The following is a 15,527-nucleotide window of genomic DNA, read 5'->3' on the forward strand; positions in this document are numbered from 1 at the left end:
CAATTATGGAAGGATCTACCACGCAGCTCACCTCTCTTCTAGATCAGATTATGGTATCCATTCCGGTATTCAAACCGGAGCTGGTACTTATCTTCGCTTTCCTTGGAAGTATTCTATCCAGCCTATTTTTGGATCAACGCTGGAAATACGGTTCCCTTAGTATTACCGTGTTTGGCATATTACTTTCTGCTTACTTCGTTTTCCTACAACTAGGCAGACCTGATACCGGTTTCTTTGGTATGCTAACGATCGACTCTCTAGCAGTCTATTCAAGGTTAATTATGCTACTAGCCTTGTTACCGATCTTAATTTTGCTTCAACAATATGCCCGAGTTAGAGGGGTAAAAAACTTAGGAGACATATATTCTGTACTGCTTGCTGCAGCTATAGGCATGAACTTATTGACGATCAGTACGAATTGGCTGATGGTATTCATCGCCATAGAGACCGTCTCCATAAGCTCCTATATTTTGGTAGGTTACCTATCGGAAAGTAAGGTGCAATCGGAAGCCACCATGAAATATGTACTTTTCGGATCAGTATCAGCTGCGGTCATGCTGTATGGGCTTTCGTTAATCTACGGTTTCACGGGGAATCTGGATTTTAACAGTACAGCGCACATCCAAGGATTAATCGCTGCACCGCAAGTGATGTGCAGTATAGCCTTACTTTTTGTTTTTGTAGGTATAGGTTTTAAATTAGGCTTCGTACCTTTCCACCTATGGACGCCCGATGTTTATGAAGGAGCGCCGACTCCTATTACAGCTTTTCTTTCGACAATTCCTAAAATCGGAACTTTGATATTATTTGAGCGCCTATTTCAGGCATGGGCTTCTACACTATTTTACTTTAGTGAGCTTACCCTCCTTTTCGTTGTTGTAGTGGCTATCGTTACGATGTTGATCGGTAATTTAATTGCTCTACGTCAATCCAATGTAAAACGAATGATGGCTTACTCATCGATAGGTCATACCGGCTTTCTACTCATGGCTATCATCACAGCTCCTAGCTCTGATCATAATGTCTTACTCTTCTACCTAACGGTGTATACCATTATGAACATAGGGGTATTTGCAGTTATACAGTCACTGGAACAGTCAATCAGCTCCACCGAACTGTCGTCCTACAGCGGGTTCGGCAAAAAGTTCCCGCTATTGTTTACATTCTTTACTATACTAGGAATCTCGCTAGTAGGCCTGCCTCCTACAGCGGGTTTTATAGGCAAACTTTTGGTTTTTACATCTACTTTTGATCTTTACCAGAGCAATAAAGATATTCCAATTCTTCTTCTTCTAATAACAGGCGCCCTCACCTCGGTAATTTCCTTATTTTACTATTTCAAAGTGCCACTATATGCTTTCCTTCGCAAAGAAGAGACTGCTGTGCAGGCTGTATCAGGATCCGCACTTGTATACGGGATAATCATCCTAATGGGGGTAGCGACCATACTCTTTGGGATATTCCCAGATTTGCTATCCAGCTTATTTGCCTAAACAACGATCTTATACCTTCTTAAAAAAGCTATTGGAGAAAGGATCTAGAAGAAGAATTTTGCATTAGGGACTGGCGAATACAAAGCATTTTATCTAAGTTTGCATTATGATCACTGCAATTGCAAATGCTATTTTCCAACGTGTAATCAATGATTATCACGTTCATGATGAGATTGACCATCCTATTGAAAACCCTTACGAGTCTAGCTCTTTGGAACACCTACTGTATTTGAAATGTTGGATAGATACAGCTCAATGGCATATGGAAGACGTGGTACGAAATCCAGAGATCGATCCCAAAGAAGGTTTGTATTGGAAAAGACGAATTGACAAGCAAAATCAGGTACGTACAGATACCGTCGAGTATATTGACAGCTACTACTTAACAAAATATGCGAATACAAAACCCGCGGTCAATGCGCGTATTAATACCGAAAGTCCGGCCTGGGCAATTGATAGACTATCTATCTTGGCATTGAAAATATTTCACATGCAGCAAGAAACATTTCGTACTGACGTCGGACAAGATCATATTGATACCTGCCAACAAAAGCTTAACGTACTTGTGGAACAACGCACCGACTTATCAAAAAGTATTGATGAGCTATTGGAAGATATTGAGGCCGGACAGAAATACATGAAAGCCTACAAACAAATGAAGATGTACAACGATCCTTCATTAAATCCTGTGCTATACGGAACTCAAAAATAAGATTTAACATGAAGCGTATTATAGTTACTCGTTTTTCAGCAATGGGTGATGTGGCTATGGTCGCTTCAGTTATCGCCGAGTTTCAAGCACAGCATACAGACACTGAAATCGTAATGGTGTCGCGAAAATTATTCGCGGCCTTTTTCGAACATATCCCTAGATTAATCTTTCATCCGATTGATCCTAAGACCCAGCATAAAGGGATAAGAGGATTATTTCGACTATCTAGAGAACTAAAAAAATATAATCCTGACTTTGTAGCTGACTTGCATAACAATATTCGATCTCGAATATTGGGTATGCTATTCCGTTTTACAGGCTATAAAGTGGGAACCTTGGATAAGGGACGTTCGGAAAAGAAAGCCTTAACACGCAAACACCATAAAATAAAGCGTCAGTTGAGGTTCACAACAGAGCGTTATGCGGATGTTTTTAGAAATTTAGGATTTGGCCTCACATTGAGTCATCAAAGACAGAAGATGGATCGCCCCCTTCCGGTGTCTCTCGTAGACAGTTTTTCAAAGCCTACAACAAAAATAGGCATTGCTCCATTTGCACAACATAGCTATAAAGTATTTCCGCTACCAAAAATGGAATCGCTCATTCAATACCTGTCGAAGAACAACTATAGCGTCTACATATTTGGCGGAGGAGAACAAGAACAAGAAGTTGCTGAAACCTGGTCTAGGAATTATCCAGGGATAAGAAATACTATAGGTCAATTCGCTGTAAAACAAGAGCTGGATATCATTTCTCATCTTGATCTGATGATTAGCATGGATAGCTCGGGAATGCACATGGCATCTTTGGCTGGCACCAGATGCCTCTCTCTCTGGGGAGCCACGCATCCCTTTGCTGGATTTCTAGGTTATGGCCAAAGTACTTCGGATGTCATACAGGTAGAGCATCCAAATCGCCCCAGTTCGGTATACGGGAATAAGCCTTGTGACTGTGATGGTATGGAAGCCATAGATTTAGTATCTTCGCAAATGGTAATAAATCGTATTAAGGAAATATGCGGATAGGATTTGACGCAAAACGTTATTTTTTGAATAGGACTGGATTAGGCAATTACAGCCGAGACCTTATTCGTATACTTGAGCAATATTATCCTGAAAATAACTATATTAAATATACGCCAAAGATTGACGAAGGCAATCTTTATACGAAAGCACTCAGGATAACAACAAAATTACCTACCGGAACTTTCAATAAACTATTCCCAAGTCTTTGGAGGAATCGGAGAATCATCGAGGACCTTAAGTGCGACAAGATTGAAATATTTCATGGTCTTTCAGGAGAGATTCCCGTGGGCTTGCGACAAGCAAAAATTAAATCTGTTGTAACAATTCATGATCTTATTTTTTTAAAATTCCCCAAACTTTACAGTCACATTGATCGGTACATTTATAATAAAAAGTTTAAGTATGCTGTTAACCATGCCGACAAGATCATTGCAATCAGTGAACAGACGAAAAATGATATAGTAGCATACTACGGAATTTCGGCAGAGAAAATAGATGTGATCTATCAAGGTTGCCATCCGGCATTTAAGATTCCGAAGACCGCAGTCCAAAAGGAAGAAATTAGAAACAAGCTTGACCTTCCAGAGCGCTTTCTATTAAATGTAGGTTCCATAGAACCTCGAAAGAATGCTTTTAGTATTGTTAAAGCGATAGAACACCTCGATATTCCATTAGTTCTGGTGGGAAAAGGCACCAAATACGCTGATGAAATCAAAAAATATGTATCGGAAAAGGGATTGAATAAAAAAGTACTGTTTTTACAGGGTCTATCTATGGAAGAGCTCTCAATAATATACACCATGGCAGATATCTTCATATACCCTTCCATATATGAAGGTTTTGGAATTCCGATTATCGAAGCTTTATATTCAGGCGTTCCTGTCATTACAACCAACTCCGGGGTTTTTCCAGAAGCAGGTGGACCTTTCTCCTATTATATAGACCCAAAAAATATTGAGGAAATGCAACATGCAATAAACTCAATATTAGACAATCAACAGATACGTAATGAAATGATTGAAAATGGTTTGAAATATGTACAAAGATTTAATGACGAAGTGATTGCTGAAAAATGGAATACTTTGTATACCTCTTTTTTAATGGGGAAGTTATAAATTAGCCCTTTTGAAATATTTTTCCACTTACAATAGTCGCTCATACAAAGTCCAATATTTTTTTGCGGCTTCTTTCCATGAGAACTGAGATGTCCACCCTTTAATTTCCTCCTCACGGTTAGGCCCATTTAAAATATCCTCTAAATGTAATTTTCCAAAACTCTCCATATACTCTATTGATGTTTCTTCGAGATAAAAAGCCTCGGGACCTCCCACCTCAGGTAAGGATGTGTAAGTAGACAATAAAACTTTTCTTCCCAACGACATAGCTTCAATCACTGGCAAACCAAAACCTTCAGCAATAGACGGAAATGCAAAAATGGAACAGTGTTTTAGGTAATTCAATTTTTCTCTTTCAGTAACGGGGCCTGTATAAAAAACTCGTCCTGCAACTCCTATACTACTTGCGATACGTTTAATATATTCTAGATAATCTGGTTCTTGAACAATACCACTAATCACAAGCTTTAAGTTATTACCCTTTAAAAGGTAAGGAAGAGTATGTATATTTTTCTTTCTAGCAATTGTACCTAAAGAATAAATGTACTCCCCAGGGATTAGTGGAATATCATTCTCATATCTTAAATGAATATTTTCATCAATATTACAACCATTATAAATAACTTGAATAGTCTTCTCCCCTAATTCACAATGTTCCAACAGGTCTTGTTTTACATAGTTTGAAATAGCTATTATTGAAGAAGATCTATCTATGAGTGATTGAATTTTTTTCAAATACTTAGCTCTCTTTTGAGAAGATTTGTCTTCTTTCAAAAAGTTTAAATCATGAATAGTTGAGACTACTTTGATTTTCTTATCTGAAGGTATATAAGATGAAAGCTGAAATGTTGAATGCCATAGATCTACACCTTCATACCTTGGCTTTAGAAACTTATGTAAAGACCTCTGATTAATATATTGTGCTTGGCTACCGAAAGGGATAGAGAGCTTCCTATTTAAATAAAACTGAAATTCCTTGTCTTCTGGACAGAGATCTAACACTGCTTTCCCTAAATGCAAACAAAAGTAATACAGACCAGTATGTTGATACTTCATACGTTCTGCATCAAAGACAATTCTAGATTTCCTCATAGTAGTAATAAACAAAAATAGCTCTTTTTATGTGTTAATACTAATCTAAAACTCGTCGTATCCAATTTCCAAAAGAATATTTCTCAACAATACTTTGATCTATTTTTACCATGGGCACCTCAAGAAATTCCTTCAGCGATAACAAATTATTACTATTCCATATAAAAACATTATTCGGATGATAGAAATCAAAACTTTTAACTAATGAATTATTTGTTATCACTTTCTTCTTATAAAAAAGAGCTTCAAAAAAGCGAAATGACAAGCCTCTATGAATTAATGAATTATCAAAATCCAATAGAACTTCGTATTTTTGAACATGTTCCACCATTTGATTATATGTAAAAGGCTTGGTAATAAAATCAATACCTGAATCCTTATATTTATCAATCGTACTCGTACTTGAACACAATAGTTTTACATCTATATCTATCCCCTCACCCTGTAAAAACTCAGTTAACTGCTGAATACGATTCATCCGTCCCTCAAGATAACTCCCTACAAAACAGACACTCTTAGGCTTAACAACAATATTCTCAATTTTTGGTATTTCAAAATAAAAATTTGTGGTATAGTGTAAATTGAGATATTTAGCAGTATAAGTTTCATAGTCCCCTTTGTCAAAAACAAAAAACTTATCAAAATAACTAATTCTATCAAATATAGCGGGGAACCTATCGAGACCATCCCATTGATAAGCAACGAACTTAGAGACCCTATTCTTTATAATAGATAGAGTATCCAATCCCAGTAAATCAGCTCTAATAATCAGCGCATAGTCTACATCCGTATCAATCTGCTCCAATTGAGAAATTAACCTATGGTTTTCTCTAGCAAAAACTAGTTGCTTTTTAAAATCCTTATTTGAAAACAAATTTTTCTGCAGAAAACTATGTACTCTTTGCAACAGGTTTCTATAATTAAATGGTTGATCGGTTACAAATAAGAATATAATTTCCAAACCTTCTCTTTGTAAAGACAAAATTAATTCTTTATACAACTCAAAATGAAATGGAACAACTAATATAATACTTTTTTTCTTCACTTTAATAATTCCTTGATATACAACTCACACATAAATCGTGCTAAATCTACAAAATGCTACAGTTACTTCTCTCTTTTGAAAAAATAAAACACCTTTTTATACCAGATATTATAGTATTTCTGCTTATACTTAATGGCATCAGCTTTACTTTTCAATAGAGAATCAATACCTAAGCCATGTTTCAGATATAGCTCATGATGCTTCTTATAGATATAAAACATAGATGACTCAGCAACATTTTTAATATCACGTAAATCTGTTGCGGAATTCAAAGAGTTTCTCCGACGATAAAAAAAAAGTGGCTTTTCTATTTTTACAACTTTTGGGTACTTACTTACCAAACGAATCCAAAATTCCCAATCTTCAGCATAACTAAGATTTACATCAAACATACCCACTTCCCTAAAATCATTGCTTTTAAGCATCGAAGTAACGGTGAAACAATTTTGAAAAAGTAGACGCTGCATAGAAAAATCTGGCAACTTGAAAACGCCCTCAATTCGTTCAAAAAAAACAGCTTTAGTATATACCAAATGTATTGACGGATCTGTATCAAATTGATCAACGCAGAGCTTAATATAATTAGCATCAAGAAGATCATCCGCATCCAAAAAAACGACTAATTCCCCTTTCGAATTTTCGAAACCGTAATTTCTAGCCGCCGAAACGCCTCTGTTATCGGTACTAAAAAGATAAAAGTTGTCTTTATCTTTAATGAAATATTCTACCTTTTCCAAAGTTCCGTCCGTTGAACCATCATTTACAATAATGACTTCAATGCACTCATATGTTTGACCAAAAACGGATTGTAAAGTATCAATAATCGTATCGACATTATTAAAAGTTGGTATTATCACACTCACCAAATTCCCCATTTCCTAATATTTTACACTAATTTCGTATTTAACCAATTCTCAAAACTTTATTTATTAACTTCTTCTTTAGACAGTTTACGATATGCCCATCTTAAGAAGATATCCTTTGAATAAAGATGAATACTCTTTATGACCTAAAATCGACAAATATTTTTGCCAAAAAAACTCAAACCGTAAAACCCTCACCAACAACCACATAAAACACAAAACAACACCCTGTATTTGGAGGCAAATTTATAGTTTTTTTGTTAAAGCAGACGGCTTTTGCTAAGAAAACCAACCTCTGCTAGAAAAAAGCCTACCGGATATAAAGTCAGCTATCATTATCATCCAGATTTTGTCATTTGCTTTTTCATAGGACATTAGAAATCTGTGATTACTTAGCTAATAGCAATGCCGCCTCCAATTTAGAGTTAAGCCAATCCGAAAAAGCGTACTTAGCTCTAACACCTTCATCAAGTTGAACCAACGGACTGTCAAGAAATCTGTCTAATTCTTCCCAATTATCATTTGTTAATACAAAGAAATTGTTAGGGTGATAAAAATCCGCCTCTACTACGGTGGGATTAGTAGTAACTACTTTCTTCCCATACTTAATTCCCTCAAATATACGGAAGGAATAACCTTTATGATCTGAAATCACTAAATCAATAATGATATCTGATCTCCTAATCTGCCTGATCTGCTCTTCAAAATTTACATGTTCATGTAGTATTGTCATGTGCTTTTTAATGTAAGCAGATACAAATCCTAGATTCTTCTCTTGACATACCACAATAAAATTCACAGACTTAAATTTATTTGACAAATATTTATGAACATCAATCAAATGTTGTTCACGACTAAGATGGTGAGAACTGACGTAATATACATGGCTCACCTTCGTCTCCGTCTCGATATCTATCAAAAGTTCTGGATAATCAAAATAAAAATTGGGTGAATAGAATAAATTATGATTAGGAAATGAAAGAACATCAGCTGGATCAAAAACATAAAATTGATCAAATAGAGGAATATATTCTAAAATAGAGCGATCCCTAGAAATACCATCAAAATGAAAACTTAATAACTTATCAGTTTTAGCCCTTACCTTTTTTATCAATTCCTTATCGAATAAATCAGCTCTTATTACAAGTGAATAATCATATTTTTCTACTTTATCGAGAATTTCAATTTGTTGGTTCAACACATATTCTTCCCTCAATCTAGCTTTATATTCTCCATTATTGTAGAAGGTTTTATGCACTAGATTACAGAATCTTTGCCATAATGAACGATACCTAAATAAATATCCCTCATTCTCTATATGAGTAACCTCATAACCCAAAAACTCTAAATTTTCAACAATTAGCTCATATAAATTAAATGTATTCGGAGCCAGCAATAAAAACTTTTTTTTTAACATGTTTGAAATTTAGAAATCTAAAAAACCAAAAATATGACAATTATATCTAAAATTGTAGCTAAATTTGGGTGCAATTATTAACATCTCTTAGTCTTTCATAGTAGCATAACGTGAAAGATTTACGATGCGCTACGTTTAATTTGAAAAAACGTAATAATGAGCCCAAAAGTTTCTATAATAATCCCCTGTTACAATCAAGACCAATTCTTGAATGAGACATTAAAATCGGTTGCTGATCAAACATACAGGAACTGGGAATGTCTTATTATCGATGACGGTTCCAGTGACGATTCAGCTTCTATTGCGAATAGATGGGGTAAGCTAGATAAACGCTTCAAAGTTTTACAAAAAGTCAATGGAGGGCTTAGTTCAGCCAGAAATTATGGCCTTACTCAGGCTCAAGGAGATTACATCCAGTTTTTAGATGGTGATGACTTACTATATGAAGATAAGTTAAATCGTTCGTTAGAATGCGCAGGACAAAGCGAAATCATCATCACTTCCTTTGATCACTTAAAAAAAGACAAACATTTATCCCCCTTCTGCACATTTCAAAGAGAATATTTTAATTACGAATCTATTCTTTTAAAGTGGGACAAAGCCTTCTCAATCCCTATACACTGTGGTTTATTCAAACGTAAATTACTCAAAGGATTTCAATTCGATATAGATGTGAGAGCAGGTGAGGATTGGTTATTTTGGCTTGCTATTTATCAACAAAATCCTACTACATATTTTCTTGATGAAACACTTGTTTGTTATAGGCTTCATGAAAAAAGCATTACGCAAGATACCAGTCATATGACTACTCATAAACAAATCTGTCACTTAAAAATATACAACAGTCTGAGTCAAGAAAATAGACAATTATTTTTTGAACGCTTTTCGTCCGAAACCCTTGATTTAAGGGCTGAGCTAACAGATATTCGAAGAAACCAAGAACTTAAAAGAGAAAGAAAATTAAGCAACAGAATTAAAAGATTTTTTAAGCATCTCTTTAAATTTAGATAATCCTATTGAAAGTGTCTTATGAATAAAACCAAAGTAGGAATATTATATATATGCACAGGCCGTTACTCGGTGTTTTGGAAAAACTTCTTCGAATCATCCGAGCAATTTCTATTAAAAGAAACCGACATCGAAAAACACTATTTCGTGTTTACTGATGACACCTCTATTAAACCCAGTGACGACGTTCATATATATTACAAAGAACCCGAAGGCTTTCCGGCGGACTCCTTTAAACGATTCGATATGCTCCTGTCTATAAAAAAAGATTTGTTGAATATGGACTATGTATTCTTCTTGAATGCAAACACGCTATTTATCGACTTCGTTGGAAAGGAAATACTACCAATATCAAGTCCCTCTGGACTAACTGGAGTTCTTCATCCTGGATATTACAATTCTAAGAAAAATGAACTACCTTATGAACGCAATCCAAAATCCATGGCTTATATCCCATTTATTAAGGGGATAAAGTATCATTATTTTATGGGCGGATTTAATGGAGGAAAGACGCAAGAATTCTTAGAACTGTGTGAGGTATGCAGAAACAATATTCTAGAGGACAAAAATAAAGGCATAATGGCTTGTTTTCATGACGAATCTCACATCAACGCCTATTTTTTAGGAAAACCCATTCTTGTACTTCCTGCTTTGTATGGTTTTCCAGAAGATCAACCCCATCCATTTTCTCCAAAGGTTGTCCTTCTAAATAAAGCAAAACACTATGGAGACTATTTTAACAAAGAATATGCAAATCCGTTTATTTTACCATCACCGTTAGATAAACCTAATTTTATAAATAGCGTGAGTACATTTTTCAGAAATCTATTCAAGAAATGATAGTGAGCAAAATACAGGGTGGATTAGGGAATCAGATGTTTCAATTTGCAACAGCTTTTACAATAGACCCGACCGTATATTTGGATTTAGAGTTCATTAACAAAAAAACGGAGAGTACACAGAGCTTTACACAAAGAAACTTTGCACTTGAACTTTTTCCAAATCTTCGTTACAGAGAATTGTCAAACTTTAAACGAAAAATATTTCTCTCTAATGCTGCAATTTACAAATACTTAAGAAAACTAAGTCAAATAACAACAGTTACTCAAAAAGATAACCAAATTGTTCAAATCCCTGCAGCTAATAACATCTATCTAGATGGCTATTTTCAATCTGAACAATATTTTGTTAGTAAAAGAAATGAAATACTACAGCAATTTCAATTTCCCAAACTAGACCAGCAAAACCAATCTCTAAAGGAAAAGATTCTCGCGACACCAAACAGTGTAGCAATACATGTAAGAAGGGGAGATTATTTAAAGCCAACAGTTGCACAATACCATGGTATACTACCATTGAGTTATTATGAGCAAGCTATTTCATATCTGCAACATCGACTCGTGGGGCTAGACTTAGTTATATTTTCGGATGATCCTCAATTTTGCAGATTACATTTTGAAAAATACAACAACGTTTACATTGTTAGCGGAAATGAAGGAGCAAGTTGGAAAGACATGTCCTTAATGAGCGCTTGCCAACATCATATTATTGCTAATAGTTCCTTTAGCTGGTGGGGAGCCTGGCTATCGCAATATTCAAACGGAATTAAAATAGCTCCAAAAAATTGGTTTAATAACGAGGTTGTAGATTACAACATAGATGATATTATCCCTAGTTCTTGGATCAAAATATGAGTTATGAGCACTAAAAAAATCAGCATAATAATAGCCAATTACAACAACGGTCATTTCTTTAATGACTGTTTCAGAAGTCTGGTAAACCAGACTTCACAGGATTGGGAGGCCATTGTAATTGATGACAAATCAACGGATGATTCTTCTGCTATCATCAATGAACTAATAAAAGAAGACCCAAGGTTTAGATTCTACCAAAACAGTGAAAACTTAGGTTATCAAAAAACGTTAATAAAAGGAATTGAACTTTCGAAGTCTCCTTTATTTGCACGGCTCGATCCAGATGATGCTCTTGAGACCCATGCCATAGCAAAATCAATTGAGACCCATGAATTATTTCCACAAGCAGGACTCGTTTATTCAAATTTCACGTATTGCGATCATAGCCTAAATCGTTTAAATATAAGCCATGCCAAACAAGTCGATGATCTCAATGAAGACTATTTGAATTTTAATGCAGAAATCTCACACTTTGCTAGCTTTAAAAAAGAAATATACGAACAGACAACCGGTATAGACATCTTTATTAAACGCGCAGAAGATAAGGACATATACATGAAGATGTGTGAAGTTGCCCCTGTTAAATATATAGACGATACCCTATACTTATATAGGGTACACAATCAAAGTATTTCATCCCACGATAACTCCAACAAAGCTCTTTTTTGGCACTGGGTCGCTCTAATAAAGATGGCAGAAAGAACTAATACAAATATAGAGACCCTTTTCGTCGATAATTTCATCTCAAAAAATGTATTAAAGGAAAAACTTCGAAGACCTTTAAAATCAAAATGGGCTAAGCTGGGGTACAAGATCGGATTATTTAAAGCATATGAACAACTTCGTAATATTCTTAAGTAATACTACAAAAAATCATGTTAATGTAGATTTACACGAGGGAGCTTTAAGATGAGGTCACTTTTGTCATTTGATACAAAGCCTATTAAGGTAACGAATATAGATTACTAAAAAACTCAAATAAAACGAAAAAACTCACCGAATAATAACTATATTTGATAGAATAACTATAAACCATGAAATTACCAGTACCAGTCATACTACTTTTTTTCATGATATCGCTGGTATCTTGTCAGAAGGACGGGGAAGAAATATCGGTTGACGAGCAAGAATGGAATACAGATCCTACAAATAGAGACAGTATCTCATTTACGTTAAACGATAAGACCTATAGCTCCAATGAAATGAATGGCTTTGGTTTTTCAAACAAACAGATTAATATCAAACCTTATTCTTCTGCAATCAAAAACAGGGAGACTGCTTATGCCACAGGCGGATATTGGTGGTATGGAGAAAGTGATTCTTTATTATTCGAACAAACATTTTCATTCAAGTCGCCCGAATTTTCAAGCATCTCATTTGGCTTTAGCAAAAAGTATGAGAAAAACAAACTTCTTCAAAAAACGGCTGTACTGGCTCCAAAGAGCAACGATTCCACATTTTTGGTAGGTCCTGCTCAATTTGCGACCGACAATAATCTTGAAAATACGGCAGAAGGAGTCAGCCTCGAACTATACCCACTGCAAACGGGAAAAGTATTGACCACATCTATACCTGCTTATTCGGTATTACTGCGCTCGAAGCTGGACAATCAACTACAAGACGACTCTTACTTTCATATTATAAAAATCGACACTTTGCAACATGATGTATTGTGTATTGAGGCCCGATTCGAATTGAATGTGTACAATGAGAAGGGAGCATCGTACCGTATAAAAGATGGCTTTATTCGATTTAAGACAAAAGGTAATTATCTAAAGTAAAATCCGGCGGAATTAACCCACCAGTTTTCTTAGTAACTGCTTCTTAATAGAGAATTTTCGATATTTAAATTCACCAGTGCGTAAACCGATGACGGCTCCAAATTCTATTTTATCATTACTCTCTCCCATTGGGAATATGCAGGATCTATAGACATTGGACGTTACAATAGCTTTTGGAAAAACGTTAAAATTAACCCCATCCCTAGAGAAAGCAAGATATAACTCTTCGGAGGTATATCTTTTCACATCTCCAACGGCCAAGGTAAGAAAATAATACCCCTCTCGGTAACAGGCGTGCAGGTGCCATGGCGAATAATTCTTATTTCCAGAACTCCAAGGCTTATTAACAAAGTGTATAATTTTACTTTTGTCAAAATCTGTAAAGTCTAATCCATTTTTAGAGACCCGCTGCAATACAAAGGAGGGATCATTTTCTTTATATCCTTCCTTACCCGTATTAAAACCTACTTCATAGGAAACGATATCATCTCCTACACGCACAAAAGAAGGAGACAAAACGTGATTATCAAACAGAGTTGCCGGGTAATTACTTGTAAAAGCAATCTCTACAGAACTCCACTTTACCCCGTCTACAGAGGTCTGCCGTACAATATTACGTCCAGCACTTTTTTCACTTAATTTTCTAGTGTTATTAGCACTATTACTACAAATACGCTCAAGACTCTTTTGAGACACTCCATTACCACGGTAATAAAGCTCAAAGGTCCCGTTATGATACATCCAATCTACGTCAGACCAATACCCTTGACGCCGATTCTGAGCATCGTCAAGCTCGCCGTCCTCTTTCATAGGAGGCCGTTGTATCGGATTTACCAAACCAAAAGGAACAGTCCAGCGAAGCGCGTCATTAGAGACTACCACTGTGGGATTTTCATACAAAATAGCATTACCACTACTCCCGACCTGACCAAAGTAAGGCGTAAAGACCATCCAATATTTATAGCCATATAATCCATCTGCAAAATATTCCACATCGGGATGGCAGTAGCTATACCGCTTGCCCGATATATCCTTAATAAGTGCCAAGTCACTGCCGCCCCAATAATTACCGTTGGCCTCAACAGCAATATCCATACTTCCCAAATCCTTAAAGATATGCGAAGAAACGATATCCTCTTCTCCCCCCTCTTCGCCCATTGGCGGTATATCTGATGCCTCATCTTTTGAACAAGCTGTCCAAAATACGCAAAGCATCAAAAAATAAGCATACTTCCTTAAATGCATCTTACCTAGGTTAATAATATTCGTCTTACCAAACTATTGTCAAGAGACAACGCTGAGCGGACGCTAATTTATAACAAAAATTATGTATATTTCCTCAATAATAAAAATTAAAATGGAGGAGGAGGAGGAGAGCTACAAAACTTGTTTTTATATTTCAGCGCAATTACATTGCGTATAAAGACGACTTTTTGTAGGTTTATTTTAATAAGTACAACATCAAAATGAACACGAAAACACTCTATATAATCCGCCACGCAAAAGCAGAATTACCAACTTGGAGAGAGAAAGACTTTGGAAGGAATATTATGGACAAGGGGGGTGCTCGAGCCCAACATATAGCCAACAAACTAAAAGACATACTCACGATTGATGACAATACAGCTGTATTTTCTTCGACTGCTAATAGGGCAATACAGACGGCTCATATCTTCTGTACCACATTAGAGTTCCCTCTTCAGCGTATATTCCAGACGGAATCCATATATGAAGCGTATTATCTCGATATATTAAAAATTATCAACCAAATCCCCAGCGCTGTAGACACACTGCTGATATTTGGCCATAACCCTGGCTTATCTGACTTAACCAACTACATCTGCAATAGCTATATTCAACTCAAAACATCGCATTGCGCTGTCGTAACGCTGGAAGAAGGAATCGATTTTGGTAGCCTATCGGGAGGAACGGGTTCATTAAACCAAATCATCACAGAACAACTATAACGCGCTTAACCAAAAGTTAACTTCAATTAAAAGCAAGTTTGAATTTTTATACCCTTAAATTAAAAAGTAAAAGCGCTCAAATCACTTAATTTTGTCTTTGCAAACGAAGTGATTTTTATCGAAAAAAATTAATCAAGAAAAAAGTCAAAAGAACCCCGTCCTTTTTCCGAAGACAACAAGTAGAGTCGACAAAAAGTATCTATACAGTTGAAGAAAAGTATCTAGTCTTTTTAAACAAACTCCTTAAAATACACCTGTATTATTTTAAACAATAAAAATAAGTCGTATCAAGAAATATTATTTCCACCAAATACA

General features: G+C 35.6%; 15 protein-coding genes. 10 read left to right on the forward strand and 5 right to left on the reverse strand.

Annotated elements, in window-relative coordinates:
• Window positions 1-5 precede the first annotated feature (5 nt).
• From G7B20_RS04975 to G7B20_RS04990, 4 genes are all read left to right on the forward strand, one after another.
• Entirely contained in the window at window positions 6-1,493 is a 1,488-nt protein-coding gene (locus tag G7B20_RS04975; protein ID WP_164108905.1) for an NADH-quinone oxidoreductase subunit N, read from the forward strand.
• A 106-nt stretch (window positions 1,494-1,599) separates the two neighbouring features.
• Window positions 1,600-2,205 (forward strand): DUF4254 domain-containing protein, encoded by a 606-nt coding sequence (locus G7B20_RS04980; protein WP_164108906.1) that lies wholly within the window; start codon window positions 1,600-1,602, stop codon window positions 2,203-2,205.
• An 8-nt stretch (window positions 2,206-2,213) separates the two neighbouring features.
• Window positions 2,214-3,230: a glycosyltransferase family 9 protein gene (locus G7B20_RS04985; protein ID WP_164108907.1), complete on the forward strand. Its 1,017-nt coding sequence runs from the start codon at window positions 2,214-2,216 to the stop codon at window positions 3,228-3,230.
• Window positions 3,221-4,345, forward strand: a complete 1,125-nt coding sequence (locus G7B20_RS04990; RefSeq protein WP_164108908.1) for a glycosyltransferase family 4 protein — start codon at window positions 3,221-3,223, stop codon at window positions 4,343-4,345. Before G7B20_RS04985 ends, G7B20_RS04990 begins: the two co-directional genes overlap by 10 nt.
• A 27-nt stretch (window positions 4,346-4,372) precedes the next feature.
• On the opposite strand, the gene G7B20_RS04995 is transcribed toward G7B20_RS04990, so the two are convergent.
• The 4 genes from G7B20_RS04995 to G7B20_RS05010 form a co-directional block, all read right to left on the reverse strand.
• The gene (locus tag G7B20_RS04995; RefSeq protein ID WP_164108909.1) at window positions 4,373-5,401 is read right to left on the reverse strand and encodes a glycosyltransferase family 4 protein; all 1,029 of its coding nucleotides are present in this window, start codon (window positions 5,399-5,401) and stop codon (window positions 4,373-4,375) included.
• Between the two features lie 76 nt (window positions 5,402-5,477).
• Window positions 5,478-6,482 (reverse strand): hypothetical protein, encoded by a 1,005-nt coding sequence (locus G7B20_RS05000; protein WP_164108910.1) that lies wholly within the window; start codon window positions 6,480-6,482, stop codon window positions 5,478-5,480.
• A 62-nt stretch (window positions 6,483-6,544) separates the two neighbouring features.
• The gene (locus tag G7B20_RS05005) at window positions 6,545-7,357 is read right to left on the reverse strand and encodes a glycosyltransferase family 2 protein (RefSeq protein WP_164108911.1); all 813 of its coding nucleotides are present in this window, start codon (window positions 7,355-7,357) and stop codon (window positions 6,545-6,547) included.
• A 376-nt stretch (window positions 7,358-7,733) separates the two neighbouring features.
• Entirely contained in the window at window positions 7,734-8,762 is a 1,029-nt protein-coding gene (locus G7B20_RS05010; protein WP_164108912.1) for a hypothetical protein, read from the reverse strand.
• A gap of 156 nt (window positions 8,763-8,918) precedes the next feature.
• On the opposite strand from G7B20_RS05010, the gene G7B20_RS05015 reads away from it, so the two are divergent.
• From G7B20_RS05015 to G7B20_RS05035, 5 genes are all read left to right on the forward strand, one after another.
• Window positions 8,919-9,773: a glycosyltransferase family 2 protein gene (locus G7B20_RS05015; protein ID WP_164108913.1), complete on the forward strand. Its 855-nt coding sequence runs from the start codon at window positions 8,919-8,921 to the stop codon at window positions 9,771-9,773.
• A gap of 18 nt (window positions 9,774-9,791) precedes the next feature.
• Window positions 9,792-10,610, forward strand: coding sequence for a family 6 glucosyltransferase (locus G7B20_RS05020; protein ID WP_164108914.1), 819 nt, complete (start codon window positions 9,792-9,794; stop codon window positions 10,608-10,610).
• 35 nt (window positions 10,611-10,645) lie between these two features.
• Window positions 10,646-11,464 (forward strand): alpha-1,2-fucosyltransferase, encoded by an 819-nt coding sequence (locus G7B20_RS05025; protein ID WP_240452788.1) that lies wholly within the window; start codon window positions 10,646-10,648, stop codon window positions 11,462-11,464.
• 3 nt (window positions 11,465-11,467) lie between these two features.
• Window positions 11,468-12,325 (forward strand): glycosyltransferase family 2 protein, encoded by an 858-nt coding sequence (locus tag G7B20_RS05030; protein ID WP_164108916.1) that lies wholly within the window; start codon window positions 11,468-11,470, stop codon window positions 12,323-12,325.
• 173 nt (window positions 12,326-12,498) lie between these two features.
• Window positions 12,499-13,245 (forward strand): hypothetical protein, encoded by a 747-nt coding sequence (locus G7B20_RS05035; RefSeq protein ID WP_164108917.1) that lies wholly within the window; start codon window positions 12,499-12,501, stop codon window positions 13,243-13,245.
• Window positions 13,246-13,257: 12 nt separating this feature from the next.
• Here G7B20_RS05035 and G7B20_RS05040 read toward each other — a convergent pair whose 3' ends face one another.
• Window positions 13,258-14,490, reverse strand: coding sequence for a hypothetical protein (locus G7B20_RS05040; RefSeq protein ID WP_240452787.1), 1,233 nt, complete (start codon window positions 14,488-14,490; stop codon window positions 13,258-13,260).
• 221 nt (window positions 14,491-14,711) lie between these two features.
• Here G7B20_RS05040 and G7B20_RS05045 point away from each other — a divergent pair, with 221 nt between their 5' ends.
• Complete coding sequence (locus G7B20_RS05045) at window positions 14,712-15,212, forward strand: SixA phosphatase family protein (RefSeq protein ID WP_164108918.1); 501 nt, start codon at window positions 14,712-14,714, stop codon at window positions 15,210-15,212.
• Window positions 15,213-15,527 lie beyond the last annotated feature (315 nt).

The sequence above is a fragment of the Sphingobacterium sp. xlx-96 genome, from assembly GCF_011007365.1.
Classification (GTDB): domain Bacteria; phylum Bacteroidota; class Bacteroidia; order Sphingobacteriales; family Sphingobacteriaceae; genus Sphingobacterium; species Sphingobacterium luzhongxinii.

What these genes read in the sequence shown, in the direction of transcription:
- G7B20_RS04975 (WP_164108905.1), top strand. Translation starts at nt 6, where the DNA reads ATGGAAGGATCTACCACGCAGCTCACCTCTCTTCTAGATCAGATTATG.
- G7B20_RS04980 (WP_164108906.1), top strand. Translation starts at nt 1,600, where the DNA reads ATGATCACTGCAATTGCAAATGCTATTTTCCAACGTGTAATCAATGAT.
- G7B20_RS04985 (WP_164108907.1), top strand. Translation starts at nt 2,214, where the DNA reads ATGAAGCGTATTATAGTTACTCGTTTTTCAGCAATGGGTGATGTGGCT.
- G7B20_RS04990 (WP_164108908.1), top strand. Translation starts at nt 3,221, where the DNA reads ATGCGGATAGGATTTGACGCAAAACGTTATTTTTTGAATAGGACTGGA.
- G7B20_RS04995 (WP_164108909.1), bottom strand. Translation starts at nt 5,401, where the DNA reads ATGAAGTATCAACATACTGGTCTGTATTACTTTTGTTTGCATTTAGGG.
- G7B20_RS05005 (WP_164108911.1), bottom strand. Translation starts at nt 7,357, where the DNA reads ATGGGGAATTTGGTGAGTGTGATAATACCAACTTTTAATAATGTCGAT.
- G7B20_RS05010 (WP_164108912.1), bottom strand. Translation starts at nt 8,762, where the DNA reads ATGTTAAAAAAAAAGTTTTTATTGCTGGCTCCGAATACATTTAATTTA.
- G7B20_RS05015 (WP_164108913.1), top strand. Translation starts at nt 8,919, where the DNA reads ATGAGCCCAAAAGTTTCTATAATAATCCCCTGTTACAATCAAGACCAA.
- G7B20_RS05020 (WP_164108914.1), top strand. Translation starts at nt 9,792, where the DNA reads ATGAATAAAACCAAAGTAGGAATATTATATATATGCACAGGCCGTTAC.
- G7B20_RS05025 (WP_240452788.1), top strand. Translation starts at nt 10,646, where the DNA reads ATGTTTCAATTTGCAACAGCTTTTACAATAGACCCGACCGTATATTTG.
- G7B20_RS05030 (WP_164108916.1), top strand. Translation starts at nt 11,468, where the DNA reads ATGAGCACTAAAAAAATCAGCATAATAATAGCCAATTACAACAACGGT.
- G7B20_RS05035 (WP_164108917.1), top strand. Translation starts at nt 12,499, where the DNA reads ATGAAATTACCAGTACCAGTCATACTACTTTTTTTCATGATATCGCTG.
- G7B20_RS05040 (WP_240452787.1), bottom strand. Translation starts at nt 14,490, where the DNA reads ATGCATTTAAGGAAGTATGCTTATTTTTTGATGCTTTGCGTATTTTGG.
- G7B20_RS05045 (WP_164108918.1), top strand. Translation starts at nt 14,712, where the DNA reads ATGAACACGAAAACACTCTATATAATCCGCCACGCAAAAGCAGAATTA.